Here is a 19,515-nt window from a genome sequence, read left to right as displayed (position 1 = left end):
ACTCTCCTATCTGGGGGATCGGATCGACGAGCGTCAGTTTCGACAGGTCACGGACGTATACGCATCGGTAGAATCACCGGCGTCGCGTCATCTGCCGGCAACATCTTGGAAATTTCATCCACCGAAACGGTCTTCCCTGCGAGCCCTGGGCAGGGAACACTCGCCGCATGTTTGATGCACCGGCAGTGCAGAAAGTTCGGCCGGCCGCGCACGCCGAGATCGGCCGTCTCATGTCCGCCACCGCGTCCGGCCGGGGCGGCGTCCTCGTCGTCTCCGGCGCGCCCGGAGAGGGCCGCACCACGCTGCTGCGCGCCATCGCCACCGAGGCCGGGAACACCGCGCCGGGCTGGACGGTGCTCACCGCCTCCGGGCATCCCGACGAGCGCGACTACGCGTACGCCGGCCTGCGCGGACTGCTCACCCCGATCGGCGACCGGCTCGCCGAACTCGCGCCCGCGCCACGCGACGCGCTCACCCAGGCCCTCCGCGGCGCCGGCCCCGCCGATCCGGTCACCCTCGGACTCGCCACGCTCTCCCTGCTTCGTACGGTCACCCGTACGCGCCCCCTGCTGTGCCTGATCGACGACACCCACCTGCTGGACCGGGAGTCCTGGCAGGCGCTGGCATTCGCCGGCCGCCGCCTCGGATCGGCACGGGCCGCCATGGTCTGGTCGTTCCCGGCCGGTGCCGAACCGCCCGGCCCACCCGCCCACCGCCTCACCCCGCTGGACCCGGTGGCGTCCCGTACGATCCTCGCCGGTCACGCCCCCGACCTGGCCGAGGACGTCGCCGGCACCCTGACCGAGTTGGCCGCCGGCAACCCGGCCGCCCTGATCGATCTGGTCACCGCCCTCACCCCGGAACAGCGCCGCGGCTACGCCCCGCCGCCGGAGTCGCTGCCCCCGGACAGCCCGCTGCGCCGCCGTCTCGCCGCCGAACTGGACGCCCTACCGCCCCGGACGGTCGAGCTACTGCAACTGGCGGCCGCCGCACCGGACGCCTCCCCCGACACACTGCTCGCCGCGGCGGCGGGACCGGCAGGGCCGGCCGACGCGGCAACCAGCGGACGGGCGGGGCCGGCCTCAGCGACGAAACGGGCGGGGCAAGCCGCGGCGGCGGAACAGGCAGGGCAAGCAACAGCGGCGGGACCGGCAGGGCCGGCCACGGCGGCGGGACCGGCAGGGCCGGCCACGGCGACGGAACCGGCCGGGCCGGCCACGGCGGCGGAACCGGCCGGGCTGGCCGACTTCGCGCCCGCCGAACGGGCCGGGCTGATCGCCGTCACGGCCGCCGGGGTCCGGTTCCGCAGTCCGTTGACGCGTTCCGTCGCGTACGCCGAGATGCCGATGGCCCGCCGCCGGGCCGCCCACGCCGCGGTGGCCGGGATTCTCCAGGCCCGTGGCGCGACCCTGCCGGCGCTGCTGCATCGCGCCGCGGCGGCTGCCGGCCCGGACGACCGGCTGGCGCGCGAACTGGCCCGGGCCGCCCGCAGCGCCGATCCGGCGGTCGCCGCCGTGGCCCGCCGGTACGCGGCCGCGCTCTGCCCCACCCCCGCCGGGAAGGCCGGGCTGCTGCTGGACGCGGCCCGCTCGGCGTGGCTGGCCGGCCGGCCGCACGAGGCCGCCCTGCTGATCCGCCGGATCCCGGCGGCCGGTGGCACGGCCCGGGTCCGGGCCCGTGGCCTGACCGCCGAGATGAGCCTGCCGGAGGGCCGTCCCGGCGCCCGGGACGTGCTGCTCGACGTCGCCGCCGAACTGGCCGAGACCGACCCGGGAACCGCCCTCGAGGCCCTGGCGCTGGCCGGCGAGTCGGCCTGCCGGTCCGGGGAGCAGGGCCGCTATTCGGCGCTGGCCCGCCGGGTGGCCGCCGGGCAGCGCGGTGACGAGCCGCCGGCCGTGACGCTGGCCTTCCACCACGTCGCCGGGCTGGCACGGATCGCCGAGGGGGACGAGCCGGCCGCCTTCGCCCGGTTGCGGGAGGCGGTGGCGCTGGCCGACCGGGTGGCCGAGCCGGGGCCGCTGCTGCGTGCGGCCACCGCGGGCATCCTGGTCGGCGACCCGCGGCGGGCCGGGGCACTTGCCGGGCGGGCGGCCGTGCTGGCCCGCGAGTCGGGGGCGGCCGTGCTGGTGCCGCAGGCACTGGAGATGGCGGCCCTGGCCGGGATGGCGTCCGGTGACTACGCGGCCGCGAACGAGGCGGCCATGGACGGGGCGGCGGTCGCCCGCGGCACCGGGCAGCCGGTGCTGGCCGGCACTCACCTCGCGGTGCTGGCGGTCCTGGCCGCGCTGGTCGGCGACCGGGAGACGGCGCTGACCCGGATCTCCGCGGTCGGGGACGGCCCGGCCCGGTCGCTGTGCGAGTGGGCGCTGGCCCTGCTCGACCTGGTCGACGGCAGGTGCCCGGCGGCCGCCGAACGGCTCCTGGCCGTGGTGACCGGCCCGCCCGGGCCGGGGTCGGAGCTGCTGCGGGTGGCGGTGGTGCCGCATCTGCTGGAGGCGGCCGCGCAGATCGGCCTGCGGGAGCCGGTGGAGCCGGTGGCGCTGGCCTTCGACCGCTGGTCGGGGCGGACCGGGCAGCCCGGCTGGCTGGCTCTGCGGGACCGCTGCCGGGCGTTGCGGGCCGACGACTCCGAGGCCGCGGCCGGCTATTTCGACGCGGCGCTCGGCCACGACGGGGAAGCCGGTTTCCCCCGGGCGCACACCGAACTGCTCTACGGCCGGCTGCTGCGCCGGCAGCGGCGGCACGTCGCGGCGCGCACCCATCTGCGGCGGGCCGCCGAGACGTTCCGGCTGCTGGACGCCGGGCCGTGGGCGGCGCAGAGCATCCGGGAGCTGCGCGCCGCCGGGGAACGGGTGGAGACGCCGCCGCCGGCCGGCCCGGCGCTGACCGCCCAGCAGGAGCGGATCGCCTCGCTGGTGGCCGGTGGTGCCACCAACCGGGAGGTGGCGCAGGAGTTGCATTTGAGCCCGCGGACGGTGGACCACCATCTGCGCAACGTCTTCGCCCGGCTGGGAGTCCGCTCGCGCACCGAGATGGCCCGGCTGATCACCGCCCGGTGAGGTCCAGGTCCGCCCAGCGCTCCACCAGCTGACGGCGGCGGCAGGCGACCAGGTGCCCGGCGAGGATGGCCGGGTGCCCACCGCGCACGCACACGTCGGCGCCCGCGGTGAGGACCCCGGAGACCAGGTCGACGGCGGCCCAGTCGTCGATCAGCGCGATGATCCGGGTGTCCGGCGGCAGCACCGAACGGGCCACCTTGACGTCGTGCACACTCGCCCCGCTGAGCAGCACCAGCTCGCCCGGGTGGATGTCGTCGAGCCCGGTCGCCAGGCGCACCTCCCAGCCGGACGGCAGGTGCTGCGGCAGGCCACCGACCCGGCTGCGAGGGCCGAGGACGGCGACGACCGGGTGGGCGGTCCCGGCCGGCGCGGCGACGTCACGGTTGAGCTGGACAAGCATGGTGGTTCTCCCCCTCGAACGAATCCCTCGTGTGCCCTCCACGTTCCGCCCCGGGGCTGTGCGTCACCATGTCCGCCACCTGTGTGTTCGTTGTCAGCCCAGCCGGCCGTCACCCCACCCGGCCGTCACCCCAGCCGACCGTCAGCCCGGCCGGCCGGTCGCGACGCGGCCGGTCCGTCGTGAACCCCGGTCGGCCGTCAACCCGGCCGGCCGGTCGCGACGCGGCCGGTCCGTCGTGAACCCCGGTCGGCCGCCAGCCCAGCCGGCCGGTCGTGACGCGACCGGCCGACAGCTGAGCCGGCCGTCAGCGGCCGGCGTTCCACGACAGCAGCACCGGGTCTTCGCCGTGCTCGAAGCCGAGCACCGACACGGTCCCGGTGTCGAGGCGCAGCAGCCCACCCCCGGCCGCGGGCAGCCCGATCCAGCGTGCGCCGGCCACCCGCAGGCAGTGCCCGTGCGCCAGGAGCGCCACGTCGCCGCCGACCTCGCGCGCCCGGGCCAGAACCCGGTCGAGCCGGGCGCCGACCCGGGCCGGGGACTCGCCGCCGGGACAGCCGTCGGTCCACAGCGACCAGCCCGGCCGCCCGGCCCGGATGTCGGCCGTGGTGACACCCTCGTACTCCCCGTAGTTCCACTCGGCCAGGTCCTCGGTCACCTCGGTCACGGTGAGCCCGGCCAGCTCGGCGGTGTGCAGCGCCCGCCGTCGCGGGCTGGCGAGCACCGCCGCGAACTCGCGCCCGGCGATCCGCTGCCCGGCCGCGCGGGCCTGCCGCTCGCCCTCGGCGGTCAACGGCAGATCGGTGTACGACGTGTGCCTGCCGGCCGCGCTCCACTCGGTCTGCCCGTGCCGGATCAGCACGATCTCCGCCATCCGCCCGCCTCTCCGCTGTTTCGGTCAACCCTGGAATACCCGCGCGACAGCGGGGAATCCCGGCCCTCGTGCGTGACAGTGACGACATGCCGGTGCTCGCCGATCTCGACGCGGTCGCCGCTGAGCTGGCGAAACACCCGAGAGACCTGTACGTGCGGTGGTCGCGCGGCCCGGAGGCGGACCGGTGCGAGAGCGGCCACAGCCGGGACTCGCTGACCGGGGTGCCGCTGCCCGGCCTCTCCGCGAACCCGATGACCGTGGAACCGTGGTGGGACGGCCGCCCGGTGCGCCTGTGGGTGGCCCGCCGCCTCTACGACTACCTGCACCTGCGGGACCTGCGGGGCCCGGGTGTGCGGGCGTGGCTGCTGACCGGGGAGGCCTGCGGTCGCGGGCCGGACAACGAGCCGCTGGTCCGCTGCCTGTGCCCGGTCGCGTGGATCGACGGACAGGCGCTGGAGGAGGCGGCCCAGTTGGTGTCGTCGCAGGGCTCGGCCGAGTGGGGCCCGCTGGACCGCCGCGCCCACTGAGCGGCTCACTCCGGCAACGGCAGGGGGTGCCGGCCGGCGTCCCGCTCGGCCAGGCAGGCCATCGCCCGATGATACTGCTCACGGGTCAGGTCGCCACGGAACAGCTGCACCACCAGAAGGCCCTCGGTGCTCTCGGCCCGCGGGATCGGCGCGACAGCACCGGCAGGCGGGACCGGCGGGACCGGGCGGGGGCGCCGCACCGGCCACAGGGCGACGGCAGCGCAGACCGCCATCGCGATGATCAGAAGTGCGGGGACGACCATGGTGACAACCTCCCTCCCCGGGCATGCCGGTCCTTCCATATACCCCACGCGACCCGGATCTCATGCCAAGCGGTCGTCCCATGGCACGGTTAGAGGATGCCGCTCCTCGTCGCGGGCGGCGATCAGCTCGACGGCGCGCAGGTACTGCGGCCGGGTGATCTCACCGCCCAGCAGCTGGACGGCCAGCACACCCTCGAGGCTGGTCGGCGTGGCCGGCTCGCAGACCGCGGCCGCCGGGGACGGGCGCCCACGGTCGCCGGGCGAAGGCCAGAGCGCCAGGACCGCGGCGGCGATCAGACCGAGTGTCGCCACCAGGAGAATCATCATTCGTAGCCACCTCCCTACGTGACATCCTCGTCACCCAACGCAATGATCAGCAGGGGAAGCCCGAAAGATCCGTTTCGACACACCCGGGTCCCCTGCATTGGAGACGCGTTCACCACACCGATCCGTTGCGGCCCGCCGTGAAGGTCCCGGACGGACGGGACCGAATCCCCTGACCGCCGCCGGCGGCCCGGAGTGTGATGAGGACAGGAACTCATCGAGGAGGAGCAATGCGGACCGCAACCATCGTCGTAGCCACTGACGGCACCGCGTCGAGCCGGGCAGCGATCCGCTGGGCGGCCCGGGAGGCCGCACGGCGCAACGCCACGCTCCGCGTCACCCACGTCATCGACTGGCAGCACGGCGAGGCCCGTTACGACCTCGACGGCGGCGGCTTCGCGGCGGCCCGGCAGATCGCCGAGGGCGTGGCACGGACCGGCGCCGCCCTGGCCCGCGAGGTCGTCCCCGACCTGCCCACCGAGATCGACGTCCTGGTCGGCAACCCGGCCGCCCGCCTGCTCTCCCAGGCCACCGACGCCGACCTGCTGGTGCTCGGCAGCCGCGGCCGCGGCGGATTCGCCAGCCTGGTGCTCGGCTCGGTCAGCCAGCGCGTCGCCATGCACGCCACCGGCCCGGTCGTCGTGGTCCGGGGCCGGGGCGACGTCACCGACGGCCCCGTCGCGGTCGGCTTCGACGACTCAGAACAGTCCCAGCACGCCCTGCAGACCGCGTTCGAGCTGGCCGCCGCCCGCGGCACGTCACTCGCCGTGATCCGCACCTACCTGCCGATGCTGCCGCTCTACCTGGCCGGGGTCACGGCGGTCGGTGTCGCCACCCCCGAGGAGGACGCCGCCGAACGCCTCCGCCTCGAGGAACAGCTCGCCCCGTGGCGGGAGAAGTTCCCGGAGGTTCAGGTCGAGGCGCTGCTCTCGCACGACAGTGCCGCCGCCGTGCTCTCCGGCGTCTCGCACGGCGCCCAGCTGGTCGTCGTCGGCAGCCGCGGCCACGGCACCTTCACCGGCACCCTGCTCGGCTCCACCGGGCTGCAACTGCTGCACCACGCCGACAGCCCGGTATACCTGGACCGTCAGGCCGCCTGACGCCTCTGCCGGCGGTCGCTCACCCTTTCGGTGCGCGGCCGCCGGCTCCGCGCGTGTTCTCACCCCATCGGGGGTACGGCCAACGCGTACCCGCCGCGAACAGCCCGGGCACGCCCCGGGCAAGAGACCCTCCGAGGAGGCAATGATGGGCACCGGACATCTGATCGTGGTGGGCGTCGACGGCTCCGAGAGCGGCCGCCGTGCCCTGCGGTGGGCCGCCACCGAAGCCGCCCGGCGCGACAGCGCCGTCCGTGCGGTGACCGCCTGGTCGTGGGACGGGCTCGACTACGGCCCGGTCCCGGCCGAGTCGTCCGGCGAGGAACGGGACCGCGCCGCCCGGATGCTCGACGACGAGATCCAGTCCCTGGTCCGGGAACGCGGCTCGCACCTGCCGGTGACCGCCGAGACGGTCGAGGGCGCTCCCGCCGAGGTCCTGACCGCCGCCGCCCGCAACGCCGACATGCTGGTCCTCGGCAGCCACGGCCACAGCCGCGTCCGGCACACCGTGCTCGGCTCGGTCAGCGAGGCCTGCATCCGCATGGCGTCCTGCCCGGTCGTGGTCATCCCGGCGCCGGTCCACGAGCCGGCCACCGTCTGACCGCGGCCACCCCACCGGCAAGACAGAACGGGACGCACCCTTGGCGGGTGCGTCCCGTTCTGCTGTCCCGTGCCGAGCGGCCTACGGCACGGGCAGTATCTCACCGGCGAGCGGCGTCGTGGCGACGCCCGTCGGGCGGCCAGATCCGATCGATGATGGACTCCAGCAGCGGACCAGCCACGATCAGGACCAGGAGCAACAGGACGATTAGCGTCACGACGATGGCCACGAGGCACCTCCCGGTGTGGTTCGGCCCTTCGATCGTGCTCCGTCCCCGTACGCATCGATAGCGCCTTTGGTCCTCCAACGCCCCGCCAGGTGGCCCGGCGGGCCGGACGTCCCGAAACGGGCGGGTCCTTCGCGATGCCCGATAGGGATTTTCGGCACCGGTGAGCGCAGACCGGCAGGGGGACAGTCATAGGTGACGACGAAGTCTCAAGGAGGACAAGATGGCCACTATCGGTCGCTCCAACACCACCACTCAGCTGGAAAACGTCGAGGCCCCCGGCTCGATGCTCACCCACGGCGCAGCACGGGCTCTGGCGGTCCTTCGCATCGCCACCGGCTTCGTCTTCCTCTGGGCCTTTCTGGACAAGACTTTCGGCCTCGGCTACGCGACGCCGGCCGAACGCGCCTGGATCAACGGCGGCTCGCCCACCAAGGGCTTCCTCTCCGGCGTCGAGGTCGGACCGTTCCAGGACTTCTTCCACGACATCGCCGGCGCCGCCTGGGCCGACTGGATGTTCATGCTGGGCCTGCTCGGCATCGGCGCCGCACTGATCCTCGGCATCGGCCTGCGGGTCGCCGCCGTCTCCACCGGCCTCATGATGGCCTTCATGTGGGTGGCCGAATGGCCGCTCGCCACCGAGACCGCCGCCGGTGAGGCCACCCGGTCCAGCAACCCGCTCATCGACTACCACGTCATCTACGGTGTCGTCGCCGTCGTGCTGGCACTGGCCTACGCCGGGCACACCTGGGGCCTCGGCCGCTGGTGGGCGAAGCTTCCCCTGGTCCGCAAGAACCGCTGGCTCATCTGACATCACCAGCCCCACGAGCCCGGCCGCGACAGGGCCGGGCTCAATCGCGTGTGGTGACGAAATCCGCGCAACCGGATGCCTGACCGCGCTCGCGGGTGCATCCTGCCGGAAAGGCCAGCAGAGGGAGGCGACGATGATCGCGCATGTGGGAGACCGGATCGTGGTCAAGGGCAAGCACGTCGGCGACGGCAACAAGGCCGGTGTGATCACCGAGTTGCGGCACCGGGACGGCACGCCGCCGTACGAGGTCCGCTGGGACGACGGCCACACCGGCCTGATCTTCCCGGGCCCCGAGACCCACCTGGAGCCCGGCACCGACTGAACCCGTCCCACCCGGCGCCGGCATGCCCGGATCGACGTTCGAACGTCGATCCGGGCATGCGCGTGAACCGGACATCATCGTGGCCCGGTCCCGGGCCACGATCGCCTCTCCTTCTCGGATCTTCCGCGCCCCTCCCGCGGCGGCCTGCTGCTGCGATGCCCTCGACGCGGCTGGCGGCCGCGATCGTGTGCCGTCCCGGCCGCCGCGATCCGCCAAACCGAATCGGTCGGATCAAGGACGAAGCCGGGGCGGTCTCCTGCCCGGCGCATAGCGTGTCTGCTCTCGACCTGACGAGCGGAGTCAGCCATGCCCGGTCCCCCCAGCACGGCCGACGAGCCGCCGGCCAGGAGGATGCTGCCTCCTTACGTCTATGTTCCCTGCTCCCCGGTTCGTGACGGCGACACGGAGCTCGCCGTGGACCTGCGCCCCACCCAGTCCGGACAGGTCGCGCTTCTCGTCTACTCGGCCCTGGACCGTTTGGTGGAGAACTGCGGCGAGAGCCAGCCGTGGACCGTTCTGCCCGCCACCGAGTTGGATCGGATCCAGGAGGCGACCGGTTTCGAACTGATCCTGCTCGACGTGTGTATACCCGAGCGACTGCGGCGCGGCGCGGAAGGGGATCAGCCATGACCGACCACCTGGACATCGACACGGCGTTGCTCGACGCGATCGCCGACCGGTTGGATCGGGCCGGCGACGACGTCGACGCGACCGGCGCCACGGCCCCGGCGCCTCCGGACGCGGGACTGGCCACACCTCTGGTGGCCGATGTCCTGGCCCTGCTCTGCGGCAACGCTGCGAGACTGGCCGGGGATCTTCGAGCGATCGGATCCCGCGTGGCCGACGCCAATCGCCTGTACGCCCAGGAAGACGTCGCAGCCGGGTCGGATATCGGTGGAGCGTACTGATGCCGATCGACACGCGTCTCGACGGGCGCCCAGAACAGGTGCACACGACTGCCGACTGGCTCCGTGGGCGGCTGGCGTTCGAGGTCGCCGCGGGCGCGACAACGATGAACACGGTTCGCGCCGACGCGACGTCAGGGTGGCGGGGCACCGCCGGAGCCGCCTTTCAAAACCGGATGTCGGCGAGTGTCACCACCGCGGACGGCCTGGACGCTCAACTCCGGAGCACCGCCGACGCACTCACCGAATATGCGAACCAACTGGCACGGGCGCAGCAGCACATGGCCAACGCACGGGAGATCGCGACGAACGGCGGCCTCCGGGTGGACGGATTCGTCATCCAGGATCCGGGTGCGGCCCCGGCCGGTCCTGACACGGCCGCCACCCCGGCACAGCTCGACGCGCACACCGACGCGGTAGCACTGCACCAACGACAGTCCGAGGCCTACGTCCTGGCCGATGGTGAGGCCCGCAAAGGGACGGCGGCGATCCGGTTCGCCACGGACGTTCTCAAGAACATGCACGACGACGTAACAAAGAAGTGGTTCTTCGCGTCGGGTGACCTCATCAACGGCGTCTACGGCGGCTTTCTCAAGAAACACATCGCCACCGTCCGGGCACATGGAGAGGAGGCGCTCGAGCAGGTCAAAAAGCTCGAGGCCCACTACAAGGCGTCGCAGGGTGGCTCGGCGCACTCCAGGTCGCTCATCAAGATGATGTCCGAACTCACCACGGAGGGGCACGCGGCGGAGGCCCGTGCCGCCTCGCTGGGCGCGCGCTTCGCGGGCAAGGTTCCCGTCATCGGGTACGCCATCACCGCCGCCGGTGTCGGGTACGACATCCAGCACGGTAAGCCCGCGGTGAAGGCGATCGCCTCCGGTGCGGCCAGCATCGGCGGCTCGATTCTCGGTGGCATGGCCGCCGGAGCGGTCATCGGAACCTCCCTCGGGCCGGTTGGCACCGTCATCGGAGTCGCGGCTGGAGCCGTCGTCGGAGGCCTCGTCGCAAGTGGCGTCACCGACGCGGTGTACGACCGGCTGCCGGAAGGCGTCAAGGATGCCTTCGACGACGGACAGGCAGCGGTTGGCAAGGCTTTCAGCGAGGTTGGCGACGACGCTGCCGGGCTCTGGCGCAAGATCTTCTAGGGGGCCGCGATGACCGAGAATTCGCCGTGGAAGGGTTTGGGCCCGGGAATCGGCTTCAAGGTGTCACTCGTATCGATCGTCCTTTTGACGGCGGCGTCCGCGGTCACCGCAGTTGCCTCGGCCGTCGGCGGCGACCCGTTGGACGCGGTCGGGTTCGGCGCGGCCGCGGTCTTCCTCGGCCATCTCTCGGGCCTCTGCGCCTATCTCTGGTGGCGCCCCCGGCGTGCGGCGCCGGCGCCGCAACTGGTTCACGGCGGGCTGACGTTCCGCTACTCCGGATGGGCGTACTACTGGATGGGCGGCTTCGCGGTTCTCATGGCGCTGGCGTTGGCGCTCGGTGGCCTCGCCTTCCTGGCCGCCGGGGGGACCACCGACCTTCTGGTGGCGCTCGCAGCGTTCAGCGGGGCCTTCTTCTTCGGGTGGGTGATGGTGCGGCTGCTCTACGGTGGGCGCGGCTGGCTGCGGCTCACGCCGGCCGGGCTGGAGCATCACGGGCCTGGTTTCACCCACCGGCTCCCCTGGGAGCACGTCGCCGATGTGCGGCACGCGGCCGAGCGTGGGTCGCCCCTCATCATCGTGCTTCCGACGGTGACCGGCCCCGTGGACGTTAGCTTCACCTGGCCGACCCGTCTCGGCGGGCGAGGGGGCTTCCTGCTGCCGTCGATGGTGATCCGTGGCGGGTGGCTGGCGGACGATCCGGTCGTCGTGCTGCTGACCCTGCGGCACTACCACGGTCACCCCGAGCACCGGCGTGAACTGGCGTCCGGCGCCGCGCTGCAAAGGGTCGGGCAGCAGCGACTCGATCTCCGGCCGTCATGGTGACCGCTGCGACGGCGGCACCGCACATGAGTTCACCGGCGAAGGCGCGCGGGAACGAGCCGCGCAGCGGTGTCTGGCGGCCCTGTGAGCCGGACGGTCGCCTACGCCGGGTGACGGGGCCGCCGGGTGGGCCGTGGCAGGTCAGTCGCCTCGGAGCCAGGACCAGGCTGATTTCTCGGCCGGGCCGCGGGAGCGGACCTCGACGGAGCTGAACCAGGCGTTCACCCGGACCCGGATCTCGGGGGTGCCGGGTAGCCGGGGCACGGCCGCGAGCCGGATCTCCTCGGAGCTGAGGATGCTGGCGCCGGCGAGTTCGACCTCGACGCCTTCCGGGACGGTGACTTTCAGCTCGCCGAACAGGCAGACGCCGTCGATCTCGATGGTGTCGGCGCCGGTGACGACGTCGCGCAGGTCGAGGTGCGTGGAGCCGAACAGGGTGAAGGTGCCCAGCCGGCCGCTTCGCAGCCGCCACCGGCCGCGCCGTTTGCGCTGGCTGAGGATGGTGACGACGGTCTCGACGGAACGGGCCGCGCCGACGACGGGCGCCGGGGCGAGACCTTCGGTGGCGCGGGACAGTTCGAGGTCGGTACCGGCCGCCCAGGCGGCGCCCACCCGTACGCTGAATTCCTCCAGGGTGATGCGGCCGTCGCCGCAAGCCTGCTGCAGTTGATCGGCGACCTTCTCGCGGTCGCCGTCGGATATCGGCACGCCGCCGACGCTACAACCCGGCCGCAACCGTCACCGCAACCGAAGCCGGGCAGAGTGCGGCGCATGCGCAGACTGGGAGCGACCGTCGCGGTCGTCGCCACCATCGTGAGTCTGGCCGCGACGGTGGCCGGTCCCCTGTACGCCGTGTTCGGAGCGAGCTGACACACTTGACCGATCATGACGCTGACCGATCGCCTCCCGGGCTCCGCCGACCCTGACGCCGTCTTCGACGCTTTTCAATCGTGGGTGTCGGAGCAGGGCTTGACCCTGTATCCGCATCAGGAGGAGGCGCTGATCGAGATCGCGACCGGCGCGAACGTCATCCTGAACACGCCGACCGGCTCGGGCAAGAGCCTGGTGGCGACCGGCGCGCATTTCGCGGCGCTGGCCGGTGACCGGACCACCTTCTACACGGCGCCGATCAAGGCGCTGGTGAGTGAGAAGTTCTTCGCCCTGTGCGCGGTCTTCGGCGCGCAGAACGTGGGCATGCTGACCGGTGACGCGAGTGTGAACGCGGACGCCCCGATCGTCTGCTGCACCGCGGAGATCCTGGCGAACCTGGCGTTGCGGGAGGGCGCGGACGCCGACGTCGGCCAGGTGGTGATGGACGAGTTCCATTTCTACGCGGAGCCGGACCGGGGCTGGGCGTGGCAGGTGCCGTTGCTGGAGCTGCCGCAGGCGCAGTTCGTCCTGATGTCGGCGACGCTCGGGGACACGTCGCGGTTCGTCGACGATCTGACCCGGCGCACCGGGCGGGAGACCGCGGTGGTGGCGAACGCGGAGCGGCCGGTTCCGCTGATCTTCGAGTACGCGATGACCCCGCTGCACGAGACGATCGAGGAGCTGCTGTCGACCCGGCAGTCGCCGGTGTACATCGTGCATTTCACGCAGGCGGCGGCACTGGAGCGGGCGCAGTCGCTGATGAGCATCAACATGTGCACCCGGGAGGAGAAGGACCGGATCGCCGCGGCGATCGGCAACTTCCGGTTCACGGCCGGTTTCGGGCGTACCCTGTCGCGGCTGGTGCGGCACGGCATCGGGGTGCACCACGCCGGGATGCTGCCGAAGTACCGCCGGCTGGTGGAGACGCTGGCCCAGGCCGGTCTGCTGAAGGTCATCTGCGGCACCGACACGCTGGGTGTCGGCATCAACGTGCCGATCCGGACGGTGCTGTTCACCGGCCTGTCGAAGTACGACGGGGTGAAGACCCGCCTGTTGAAGGCGCGCGAGTTCCATCAGATCGCGGGCCGGGCGGGCCGGGCCGGGTTCGACACCATCGGCACGGTGATCGTGCAGGCGCCGGAGCACGTGATCGACAACGAGCGGGCGCTGGCGAAGGCGGGCGACGACCCGAAGAAGCGGCGCAAGGTGGTGCGCAAGAAGCCGCCGGAGGGGCAGATCGGCTGGGGCCGGCCCACGTTCGACCGTCTGGTGGAGGCCGAGCCGGAGCCGTTGACGTCGTCGTTCCAGATGAGCCACGCGATGCTGCTGAACGTGATGAACCGGGGCGGCGACCCGTACCCGGCTTTGAAGCATCTGCTGACGGAGAACCACGAGGAGCGGCCGTCGCAGCGCAGACTGATCCGCCGGACGATCGCGATCGCGCGTGCTCTGATCGCCGGGGGCGTCATCGAGCGTACCGATGCGGGGTCTTATCGGCTGGTGGAGGACCTGCAGCTGGACTTCGCGCTGAATCAGGCGCTGTCGCCGTTCGCGCTGGCGTGCCTGGAGTTGCTGGACCGGGAGGCGCCGGAGTACCCGCTGGACGTGGTGTCGGTGATCGAGTCGACGCTGGAGGATCCGCGGCAGGTGGTGTCGGCGCAGCGGCAGAAGGCGCGCGGCGAGGCGGTCAACGCCATGAAGGCCGAGGGCATCGAGTACGAGCAGCGGATGGAGCTGCTCGAAGACGTGTCGTGGCCGATGCCGTTGCGGGAGCTGCTGGAGGCGGCGTACGAGACGTACCGGCGCGGGCATCCGTGGGTGGCCGACTACGAGCTGCGGCCCAAGTCGGTGGTCCGGGACATGTACGAGCGGGCCATGACGTTCACCGAGTACATCTCCTTCTACGGCCTGTCCCGGTCGGAGGGCCTGGTGCTGCGGTACCTGGCGGACGCGTACCGGGCGTTGCGGCAGACGGTGCCGGAGGACGCCCGCACCGAGGAGCTGACCGACCTGATCGAGTGGCTGGGTGAGCTGGTCCGGCAGGTGGACTCGAGTCTGCTGGACGAGTGGGCGCGGCTGCAGAATCCGGGCGACGAGCCGGAGGAGGTGCGCATCGACGACCGTCCGCCGGCGGTCACCCGCAACACCCGCGCCTTCCGGGTGCTGGTGCGCAACGCCATGTTCCGGCGGGTGGAGCTGGCCGCGCTGCGCCGCTGGGATCTGCTCGGCGAGATGGACGCGGAGTCCGGCTGGACGTCGGAGCGCTGGCAGAAGGCGATTCAGGAGTACTTCGAGGAGTACGGCGAGATGGGCACCGGCCCGTCGGCGCGTGGTCCGGCGTTCCTGCACATCGAGCAGGGCCCGGCGGTGTGGTCGGTGCGGCAGGTGTTCGAGGATCCGGAGGGCGACCACGACTGGGGCATCGACGCCACCGTGGATCTGGCCGCCTCCGACGAGGCGGGGACCGCGGTGATCACGGTGACGGCGGTCGGCCCACATTGATGCCGGTGACCGCCGGCAGCCGTACGGTGAAGGTGGTCCCGAGCCCGGGTTCGCTGCTGGCGGTGACCTCGCCGCCCTGGTCGGCGACGATCCGGCGGACGATGGTGAGGCCCAGCCCGGAGCCGCCGGTGGCGCGCTGCCGGGCCGGGTCGGCGCGCCAGAACCGGTCGAAGACGCGTGACACCTCGTCGGCGCTCATGCCGACGCCGGTGTCGCGGACGGTGAGGACGGCTTCCGGGCCGTCGCGGACGACGGTCATCTCGACCCGGCCGCCGGCGTCGGTGTAGCGGATGGCGTTGGTGAGCAGGTTGCCGATCACCTGCCGGGTGCGGTCGGGGTCGGCGTAGACCTCGAGCGGGTGCGGGGCGTCGACGACGAGTTCGACGCCGGCGTTCTGGGCGACGGCCCGGTGCGCGGTGACGGTGGTCTCGACCAGTTCGGGCAGGTCGACCGGGATCGGGGCGTAGCCGAGGGCGCCCGCTTCGGCGAGGGCCAGCATCTGCAGGTCGTCGAGGATGCGCCGCTGCAGCAGGGTCTCCTCGTGCAGGGAGGCGAACAGCTCCGGGGACGGCTCGACCACCCCGTCGGCGAGTCCTTCCAGGTAGCCGCGCAGGTTCGACAGCGGGGTGCGCAGTTCGTGGGCGACGTCGGCGACGAGCCGCCGCTGGCGTTCCTCGCTGCGCTGCAACGCTTCGGCCATGGCGTTGAACGCGCCGGAGAGTCGGGCCAGTTCGTCCTGGCCGCTGGTGGGCACCCGCACGTCGAGGCGCCCGGCGGCCAGTTGCAGGGAGGCGCCGGTGAGCAGCCGTACCGGGCGGCTGACCCGGCGGGCGATGAGCGCGGTGCCGACGGCGGCGGCCAGCAGCAGGGCGATCGCCCCGAGGACGCCGGGCCGCTGCAGCCCGTCCAGCTCGGTGCCCTGCCGCACGCCGAAGAAGACCCGCACCGGTACGACGGACGCGCTCGCGGCCGCGCCGGCGAAGTTCTCGGTGAGGCACTGGTCGTAGGCGGCGGCGGTGAGCCGGCAACGGGACAGCAGGGCCCACGCCTCGCCGAGCCAGACGCGGTCGCCGTGGACGCGGGCGTTGCCGGTGGCCGCGCACTGCCCGGACGCGGTGAGCCGCTGCTCGCCGAGGTAGGGCGGCCGGTCGCTGTCGAGGACGCCGATCACGGCGGTGTCCTGGGCCATGCAGGCGGCGGCCTGCAGCGCGGCCCGGTATTTCGCCACCTGGAACAGGGCCCGGACCTCCGGGAGGCCGCCGGGATCCGGGCCGAACAGGTCGGCCGGCAGTCGCGGCAGCGGCGGCCTGCGGTAGGCCTGCGGCCCGAGCGCGGCCAGTTCCTCCTTGCCGAGCGTCACCGCGCCGAGCCGGTCGGCGGCCCGGGCGATGTCGTCGGCCAGGACCGGCACCGGCTCGACGTTGGCGGGCAGCCGTTGCACCGGCCCGGACGTCTTGCCCTCGAGGGTGTCGGAGTCGACGAGCACCTCGCCGTCGCGGGTCTCCACCCGGATGTGCAGGCCGGTGCCGGTGGAGAGACGCGCGACGACCTGGTCGATGCCGGTCCACTGCCCGTGCGTCACGCCGTACCCGCGGATCTCGTCGACGATCTGGGCCTGGTGCCGGTCCCGGGCCTCCTCGGCCTTGGCGACGGCGCGGGAGGTGAGGCTGAGGGTGAGCCAGGCGGTCGCCCCGATGGCGGTGCCCGCCACGACCAGCACCAGCAGGAAGATCCGCAGGCGGAAACTCACTGTTCGGCCATCCGGTAGCCGCGGCCGTAGACGGTCTGCACGTAGCGGGGCTCGGCCGGGTTGATCTCGATCTTGCGGCGCAGGTTGACGACGTGGGCGTCGACGGTCCGCTCGGACACCTCGTTCTCGAAGCCGAACGTCTTGTCCAGGATCTGGCCGCGGGTGAAGACGCGGCCGGGCTCGCGGGCGAGCAGTTCCAGGATGCCGAACTCCTTGGCGGTGAGCCGGACCGGTGAGCCGGCGACCCGCACCTCGAAGCGGGGGGTGTCCACCTCGAGTTCGCCGACGCGCAGCACCTCGGTGGCGTCGGCGCCGCGGGTGCGCCGCAGCAGGGCCCGGATGCGGGCGGTGAGCTCGCGCGGGCTGACCGGCTTGCTCAGGTAGTCGTCGGCGCCGATGTCCAGGCCGAGGAGCATGTCGTTCTCCGACGACCGGGCGGTGACCAGCAGGATCGCCACGTCGGCGACGGTGCTGTCCGGGTCGGCGCGCAGGATCCGGCACACGTCGAGCCCGTCGACCTCGGGCATCATCCAGTCCAGCACGAGCAGGTCCGGCCGGCGTGCCCGCGCCTGCTCCAGCGCCGCCCGGCCGTCACCGACGGTGAGCACCTGGTGCCCTTCGCGTTCCAGGTAAAGGCGGATCAGCTGGGCGTGTTTCGGGTCGTCGTCGGCGACCAGGATGCGCGCTGTCACGGTTCGCATTGTGGTCCAGCGGATCCACCGGGCCAAGAAATGCGAGAAACCGATGAAGATCAGATCCCGGATTCGTGCCGTGCGGGTTCTCGGCAGCTTCCGCACAGGTTCTTCACAGGTCGCGGCCTACGGTCACCTCCTCGCTTCGACAAGGAGGTTTCTCGATGTGTGGCTTGAGCGCTTTCGTCAGCGGCCGGCCGGGCGCCGGGCCGCTGGACGACACGTTCCTGACGGCGTTCTCCGCCGCGCTCGCGACGATGCACCACCGCGGCCCGGACGACACACAGGTCGTGCACGGTGACGGGTACGCGTTCGGTTTCAACCGGCTCGCCATCATCGACCGGGAGCACTCGGTGCAGCCGCTGCACTACGGCGACCGGTGGACGGTGGTGTTCAACGGGGAGATCTACAACTACCGGGAGCTGCGGGCCGAGCTGATCCGGGCGCACGGCGCGGAGTTCGCCACCGAGGGCGACAGCGAGGTGCTGGCCGCGGCGTTCCACCACTGGGGTGAGGCGGCGCTGCCCCGGCTGCGCGGGATGTTCGCGTTCGTCGCGTACGACCACCGCACCGGAACCCTGCACGCGGCCCGGGACGCGTTCGGCATCAAGCCGCTCTACCTGCTGGAGAGCGCCGACGGGCTGCACCTGGCGAGCGAGCGCAAGGCCCTGGACCCGTTCGCGGCGCCGGCCGGCGCGGCCCTGGACACCGAGTCGCTGGCCCACTACCTGACCTTCCAGTACGTGCCGGACCCGCTGACCCTGCACCGGCACATCCGCCGGCTGCCGCCGGGGCACCGGGCCGTGTGGACGCCGGGCGGCGGGGTCCGCCTGCACCGCTGGTTCAAGCCGTCGCTGCGGCCGCTGCGGGTCCAGCCGGAGGCCGCCTACCAGGCGATCCAGGACGCGCTGACGGCGAGTGTGCGTAAGCATCTGCACGCCGACGTGCCGGTCGGCACGTTCCTGTCCAGCGGCGTCGACTCGTCGGCGATCGCGGCGCTGGCGAGGCGGGAGAAGCCGGACCTGCACGCGTTCACCGCCGGTTTCGCGGCCCAGGGCTACTCGGAGATCGACATCGCCCAGGACACCGCCGACCAGCTCGGCATCCGGCTCACCCCGACGGTGGTCACCGACGAGGACGTGCTGGCCCATCTGCCGCGGATCGTGGAGCTGCTCGACGACCCGGTGGCGGATCCGTCGCTGATCCCGCTGTACTTCCTGGCCCGTACCGCGTCGCGGCACGTGACCGTGGTGCTGTCCGGGGAGGGTTCGGACGAGCTGTTCGGCGGTTACACCATCTACCGGGAGCCGCTGTCGCTGGCCGGGGTGGACCGGCTGCCGCCGGGCGTCAAGCGGGGCCTGCGGCATCTGGCCGAGGTGCTGCCCGAGGGGGTCAAGGGCCGGTCCTTCCTGGAACGCGGCACCACCCCGATCGAGCAGCGCTACTACGGCAACGCGCGGATCTTCACCCCGGAGGAGAAGGCGCGGCTGATGCGGTTCACCGCGCAGCCGCACACGGCGATCACCGCCCATCTGTACGCGGAGACCGCCGACGTCGACGACGTGGCCTCGATGCAGTACGTGGACCTGCACACCTGGCTGCCCGGGGACATCCTGGCCAAGGCGGACCGGATGTCGATGGCGCACAGCCTGGAGCTGCGGGTGCCGTTCCTGGACCAGCAGGTGTACGCGGCCGCCGCCGGCCTGCCCACCGACCTGAAGCTGCCGCCCGGCGTCTCGACGACCAAGCACGCGCTGCGCGAGGCGATGAAGGGCATCGTGCCGGAGTCGGTCCGGGAGGCCCGCAAGCTGGGCTTCCCCACTCCGACCCGGTTGTGGCTGCGCGGCCCGATCGGCGACTGGGTGGACCATCTGCTGGCCACCTCGGGCGCGTCGGAACATCTGGACCTGGAGTACGTCCGGGGCCTGCTGGCCGAGCACCGGGCGGGCGGCGCCGACCGCTCCCGCAAGGTGTGGACGGTGGCCATGTTCTGCCTGTGGCACGCCATCGCCGTCGAGGGCACGATCACCGCCCTCCCCCAGCGCCCGCTGACAACCCAGGTGTGTTGATTTCGGGCGCGATACGCACCCGAACCCAACACGCACGAGGCCAGCCGCACGGTAGCCGCAGTACCCAAACCGTGTGTTGACTTCGGGCGCGATACGCACCCGAACCCAACACGCACGAGGCCGGCCGCACGGTGGCCGCAGTGCCCAACCCCGCGTGTTGATTTCGGGCGCGTACCGCGCCCGAAATCAACAAGCGGGGGGGGGGGGGGTGGGTTTGTGGGGGGGGGGGGGGGCGTAACCCAAAAGGAGGATACAACAAGGG

At 72.4% G+C, this 19,515-nt stretch carries 20 protein-coding genes; 12 read left to right on the top strand and 8 right to left on the bottom strand.

The window, feature by feature from the left end; all coding sequences use genetic code 11:
- The first annotated feature begins 167 nt into the window (after nucleotides 1-167).
- Nucleotides 168-3,059 carry an AAA family ATPase gene (locus AB0I88_RS34955; RefSeq protein ID WP_361034803.1) on the top strand — a complete coding sequence of 964 codons (2,892 nt, stop codon included), beginning with the start codon at nucleotides 168-170 and terminating at the stop codon, nucleotides 3,057-3,059.
- Here the strand turns inward: AB0I88_RS34955 and AB0I88_RS34950 are convergent.
- Nucleotides 3,046-3,459, bottom strand: a complete 414-nt coding sequence (locus tag AB0I88_RS34950; RefSeq protein ID WP_361034800.1) for a hypothetical protein — start codon at nucleotides 3,457-3,459, stop codon at nucleotides 3,046-3,048. The genes AB0I88_RS34955 and AB0I88_RS34950 overlap by 14 nt on opposite strands.
- Before the next feature lie 304 nt (nucleotides 3,460-3,763).
- The gene (locus AB0I88_RS34945) at nucleotides 3,764-4,330 is read right to left on the bottom strand and encodes a histidine phosphatase family protein (protein ID WP_361034797.1); all 567 of its coding nucleotides are present in this window, start codon (nucleotides 4,328-4,330) and stop codon (nucleotides 3,764-3,766) included.
- A gap of 68 nt (nucleotides 4,331-4,398) precedes the next feature.
- Between AB0I88_RS34945 and AB0I88_RS34940 the strand changes: the two genes are divergently transcribed.
- Nucleotides 4,399-4,857, top strand: a complete 459-nt coding sequence (locus AB0I88_RS34940) for a DUF6098 family protein (RefSeq protein ID WP_361034794.1) — start codon at nucleotides 4,399-4,401, stop codon at nucleotides 4,855-4,857.
- Between the two features lie 5 nt (nucleotides 4,858-4,862).
- Here AB0I88_RS34940 and AB0I88_RS34935 read toward each other — a convergent pair whose 3' ends face one another.
- Together AB0I88_RS34935 and AB0I88_RS34930 are read right to left on the bottom strand one after the other, a co-directional pair.
- Complete coding sequence (locus AB0I88_RS34935) at nucleotides 4,863-5,120, bottom strand: hypothetical protein (RefSeq protein ID WP_361034791.1); 258 nt, start codon at nucleotides 5,118-5,120, stop codon at nucleotides 4,863-4,865.
- Between the two features lie 60 nt (nucleotides 5,121-5,180).
- Nucleotides 5,181-5,447, bottom strand: a complete 267-nt coding sequence (locus AB0I88_RS34930) for a hypothetical protein (RefSeq protein ID WP_361034788.1) — start codon at nucleotides 5,445-5,447, stop codon at nucleotides 5,181-5,183.
- Between the two features lie 227 nt (nucleotides 5,448-5,674).
- Here AB0I88_RS34930 and AB0I88_RS34925 point away from each other — a divergent pair, with 227 nt between their 5' ends.
- Both AB0I88_RS34925 and AB0I88_RS34920 read left to right on the top strand, forming a co-directional pair.
- Nucleotides 5,675-6,544 (top strand): universal stress protein, encoded by an 870-nt coding sequence (locus AB0I88_RS34925; RefSeq protein ID WP_361034785.1) that lies wholly within the window; start codon nucleotides 5,675-5,677, stop codon nucleotides 6,542-6,544.
- Nucleotides 6,545-6,689: 145 nt separating this feature from the next.
- Nucleotides 6,690-7,142, top strand: coding sequence for a universal stress protein (locus tag AB0I88_RS34920; protein ID WP_361034782.1), 453 nt, complete (start codon nucleotides 6,690-6,692; stop codon nucleotides 7,140-7,142).
- Between the two features lie 100 nt (nucleotides 7,143-7,242).
- Here AB0I88_RS34920 and AB0I88_RS34915 read toward each other — a convergent pair whose 3' ends face one another.
- Nucleotides 7,243-7,371 carry a hypothetical protein gene (locus tag AB0I88_RS34915; protein WP_361034779.1) on the bottom strand — a complete coding sequence of 43 codons (129 nt, stop codon included), beginning with the start codon at nucleotides 7,369-7,371 and terminating at the stop codon, nucleotides 7,243-7,245.
- A gap of 283 nt (nucleotides 7,372-7,654) precedes the next feature.
- Here AB0I88_RS34915 and AB0I88_RS34910 point away from each other — a divergent pair, with 283 nt between their 5' ends.
- The 6 genes from AB0I88_RS34910 (at nucleotide 7,655) to AB0I88_RS34885 (ending at nucleotide 11,373) form a co-directional block, all read left to right on the top strand.
- Nucleotides 7,655-8,179, top strand: a complete 525-nt coding sequence (locus AB0I88_RS34910; protein ID WP_361034839.1) for a hypothetical protein — start codon at nucleotides 7,655-7,657, stop codon at nucleotides 8,177-8,179.
- 133 nt (nucleotides 8,180-8,312) lie between these two features.
- Nucleotides 8,313-8,501 (top strand): DUF1918 domain-containing protein, encoded by a 189-nt coding sequence (locus tag AB0I88_RS34905; RefSeq protein ID WP_361034776.1) that lies wholly within the window; start codon nucleotides 8,313-8,315, stop codon nucleotides 8,499-8,501.
- A gap of 414 nt (nucleotides 8,502-8,915) precedes the next feature.
- Nucleotides 8,916-9,131 (top strand): SAV_915 family protein, encoded by a 216-nt coding sequence (locus AB0I88_RS34900; RefSeq protein WP_361034773.1) that lies wholly within the window; start codon nucleotides 8,916-8,918, stop codon nucleotides 9,129-9,131.
- Nucleotides 9,128-9,409 carry a hypothetical protein gene (locus tag AB0I88_RS34895; RefSeq protein ID WP_361034770.1) on the top strand — a complete coding sequence of 94 codons (282 nt, stop codon included), beginning with the start codon at nucleotides 9,128-9,130 and terminating at the stop codon, nucleotides 9,407-9,409. The genes AB0I88_RS34900 and AB0I88_RS34895 overlap by 4 nt, the downstream gene beginning before the upstream one ends.
- Nucleotides 9,409-10,551: a hypothetical protein gene (locus AB0I88_RS34890; RefSeq protein ID WP_361034767.1), complete on the top strand. Its 1,143-nt coding sequence runs from the start codon at nucleotides 9,409-9,411 to the stop codon at nucleotides 10,549-10,551. The genes AB0I88_RS34895 and AB0I88_RS34890 overlap by 1 nt, the downstream gene beginning before the upstream one ends.
- Nucleotides 10,552-10,560: 9 nt before the next feature.
- A complete protein-coding gene (locus AB0I88_RS34885; RefSeq protein ID WP_361034764.1) occupies nucleotides 10,561-11,373 on the top strand; it encodes a hypothetical protein in 813 nt (270 codons plus the stop codon).
- Nucleotides 11,374-11,511: 138 nt separating this feature from the next.
- Here AB0I88_RS34885 and AB0I88_RS34880 read toward each other — a convergent pair whose 3' ends face one another.
- A complete protein-coding gene (locus tag AB0I88_RS34880) occupies nucleotides 11,512-12,078 on the bottom strand; it encodes a DUF1707 domain-containing protein (RefSeq protein ID WP_361034761.1) in 567 nt (188 codons plus the stop codon).
- A 177-nt stretch (nucleotides 12,079-12,255) separates the two neighbouring features.
- Here AB0I88_RS34880 and AB0I88_RS34875 point away from each other — a divergent pair, with 177 nt between their 5' ends.
- Nucleotides 12,256-14,742, top strand: coding sequence for a DUF3516 domain-containing protein (locus AB0I88_RS34875; protein ID WP_361034758.1), 2,487 nt, complete (start codon nucleotides 12,256-12,258; stop codon nucleotides 14,740-14,742).
- On the opposite strand, the gene AB0I88_RS34870 is transcribed toward AB0I88_RS34875, so the two are convergent.
- Nucleotides 14,714-16,492, bottom strand: a complete 1,779-nt coding sequence (locus tag AB0I88_RS34870) for an ATP-binding protein (RefSeq protein WP_361034755.1) — start codon at nucleotides 16,490-16,492, stop codon at nucleotides 14,714-14,716. The two genes, AB0I88_RS34875 and AB0I88_RS34870, sit on opposite strands and share 29 nt — an antisense overlap.
- Nucleotides 16,489-17,193 carry a response regulator transcription factor gene (locus AB0I88_RS34865; protein ID WP_361034752.1) on the bottom strand — a complete coding sequence of 235 codons (705 nt, stop codon included), beginning with the start codon at nucleotides 17,191-17,193 and terminating at the stop codon, nucleotides 16,489-16,491. Before AB0I88_RS34865 ends, AB0I88_RS34870 begins: the two co-directional genes overlap by 4 nt.
- A gap of 155 nt (nucleotides 17,194-17,348) precedes the next feature.
- On the opposite strand from AB0I88_RS34865, the gene asnB reads away from it, so the two are divergent.
- Nucleotides 17,349-19,253: an asparagine synthase (glutamine-hydrolyzing) gene (gene asnB, locus AB0I88_RS34860; RefSeq protein ID WP_361034749.1), complete on the top strand. Its 1,905-nt coding sequence runs from the start codon at nucleotides 17,349-17,351 to the stop codon at nucleotides 19,251-19,253.
- The last annotated feature ends 262 nt before the right edge of the window (nucleotides 19,254-19,515 follow it).

The sequence above is a fragment of the Actinoplanes sp. NPDC049802 genome, assembly GCF_040656595.1.
Classification (GTDB): domain Bacteria; phylum Actinomycetota; class Actinomycetes; order Mycobacteriales; family Micromonosporaceae; genus Actinoplanes.
The sequence above is the reverse complement of the archived record's forward strand: the minus strand, read 5'-3'. Positions and strand labels throughout refer to the sequence as shown.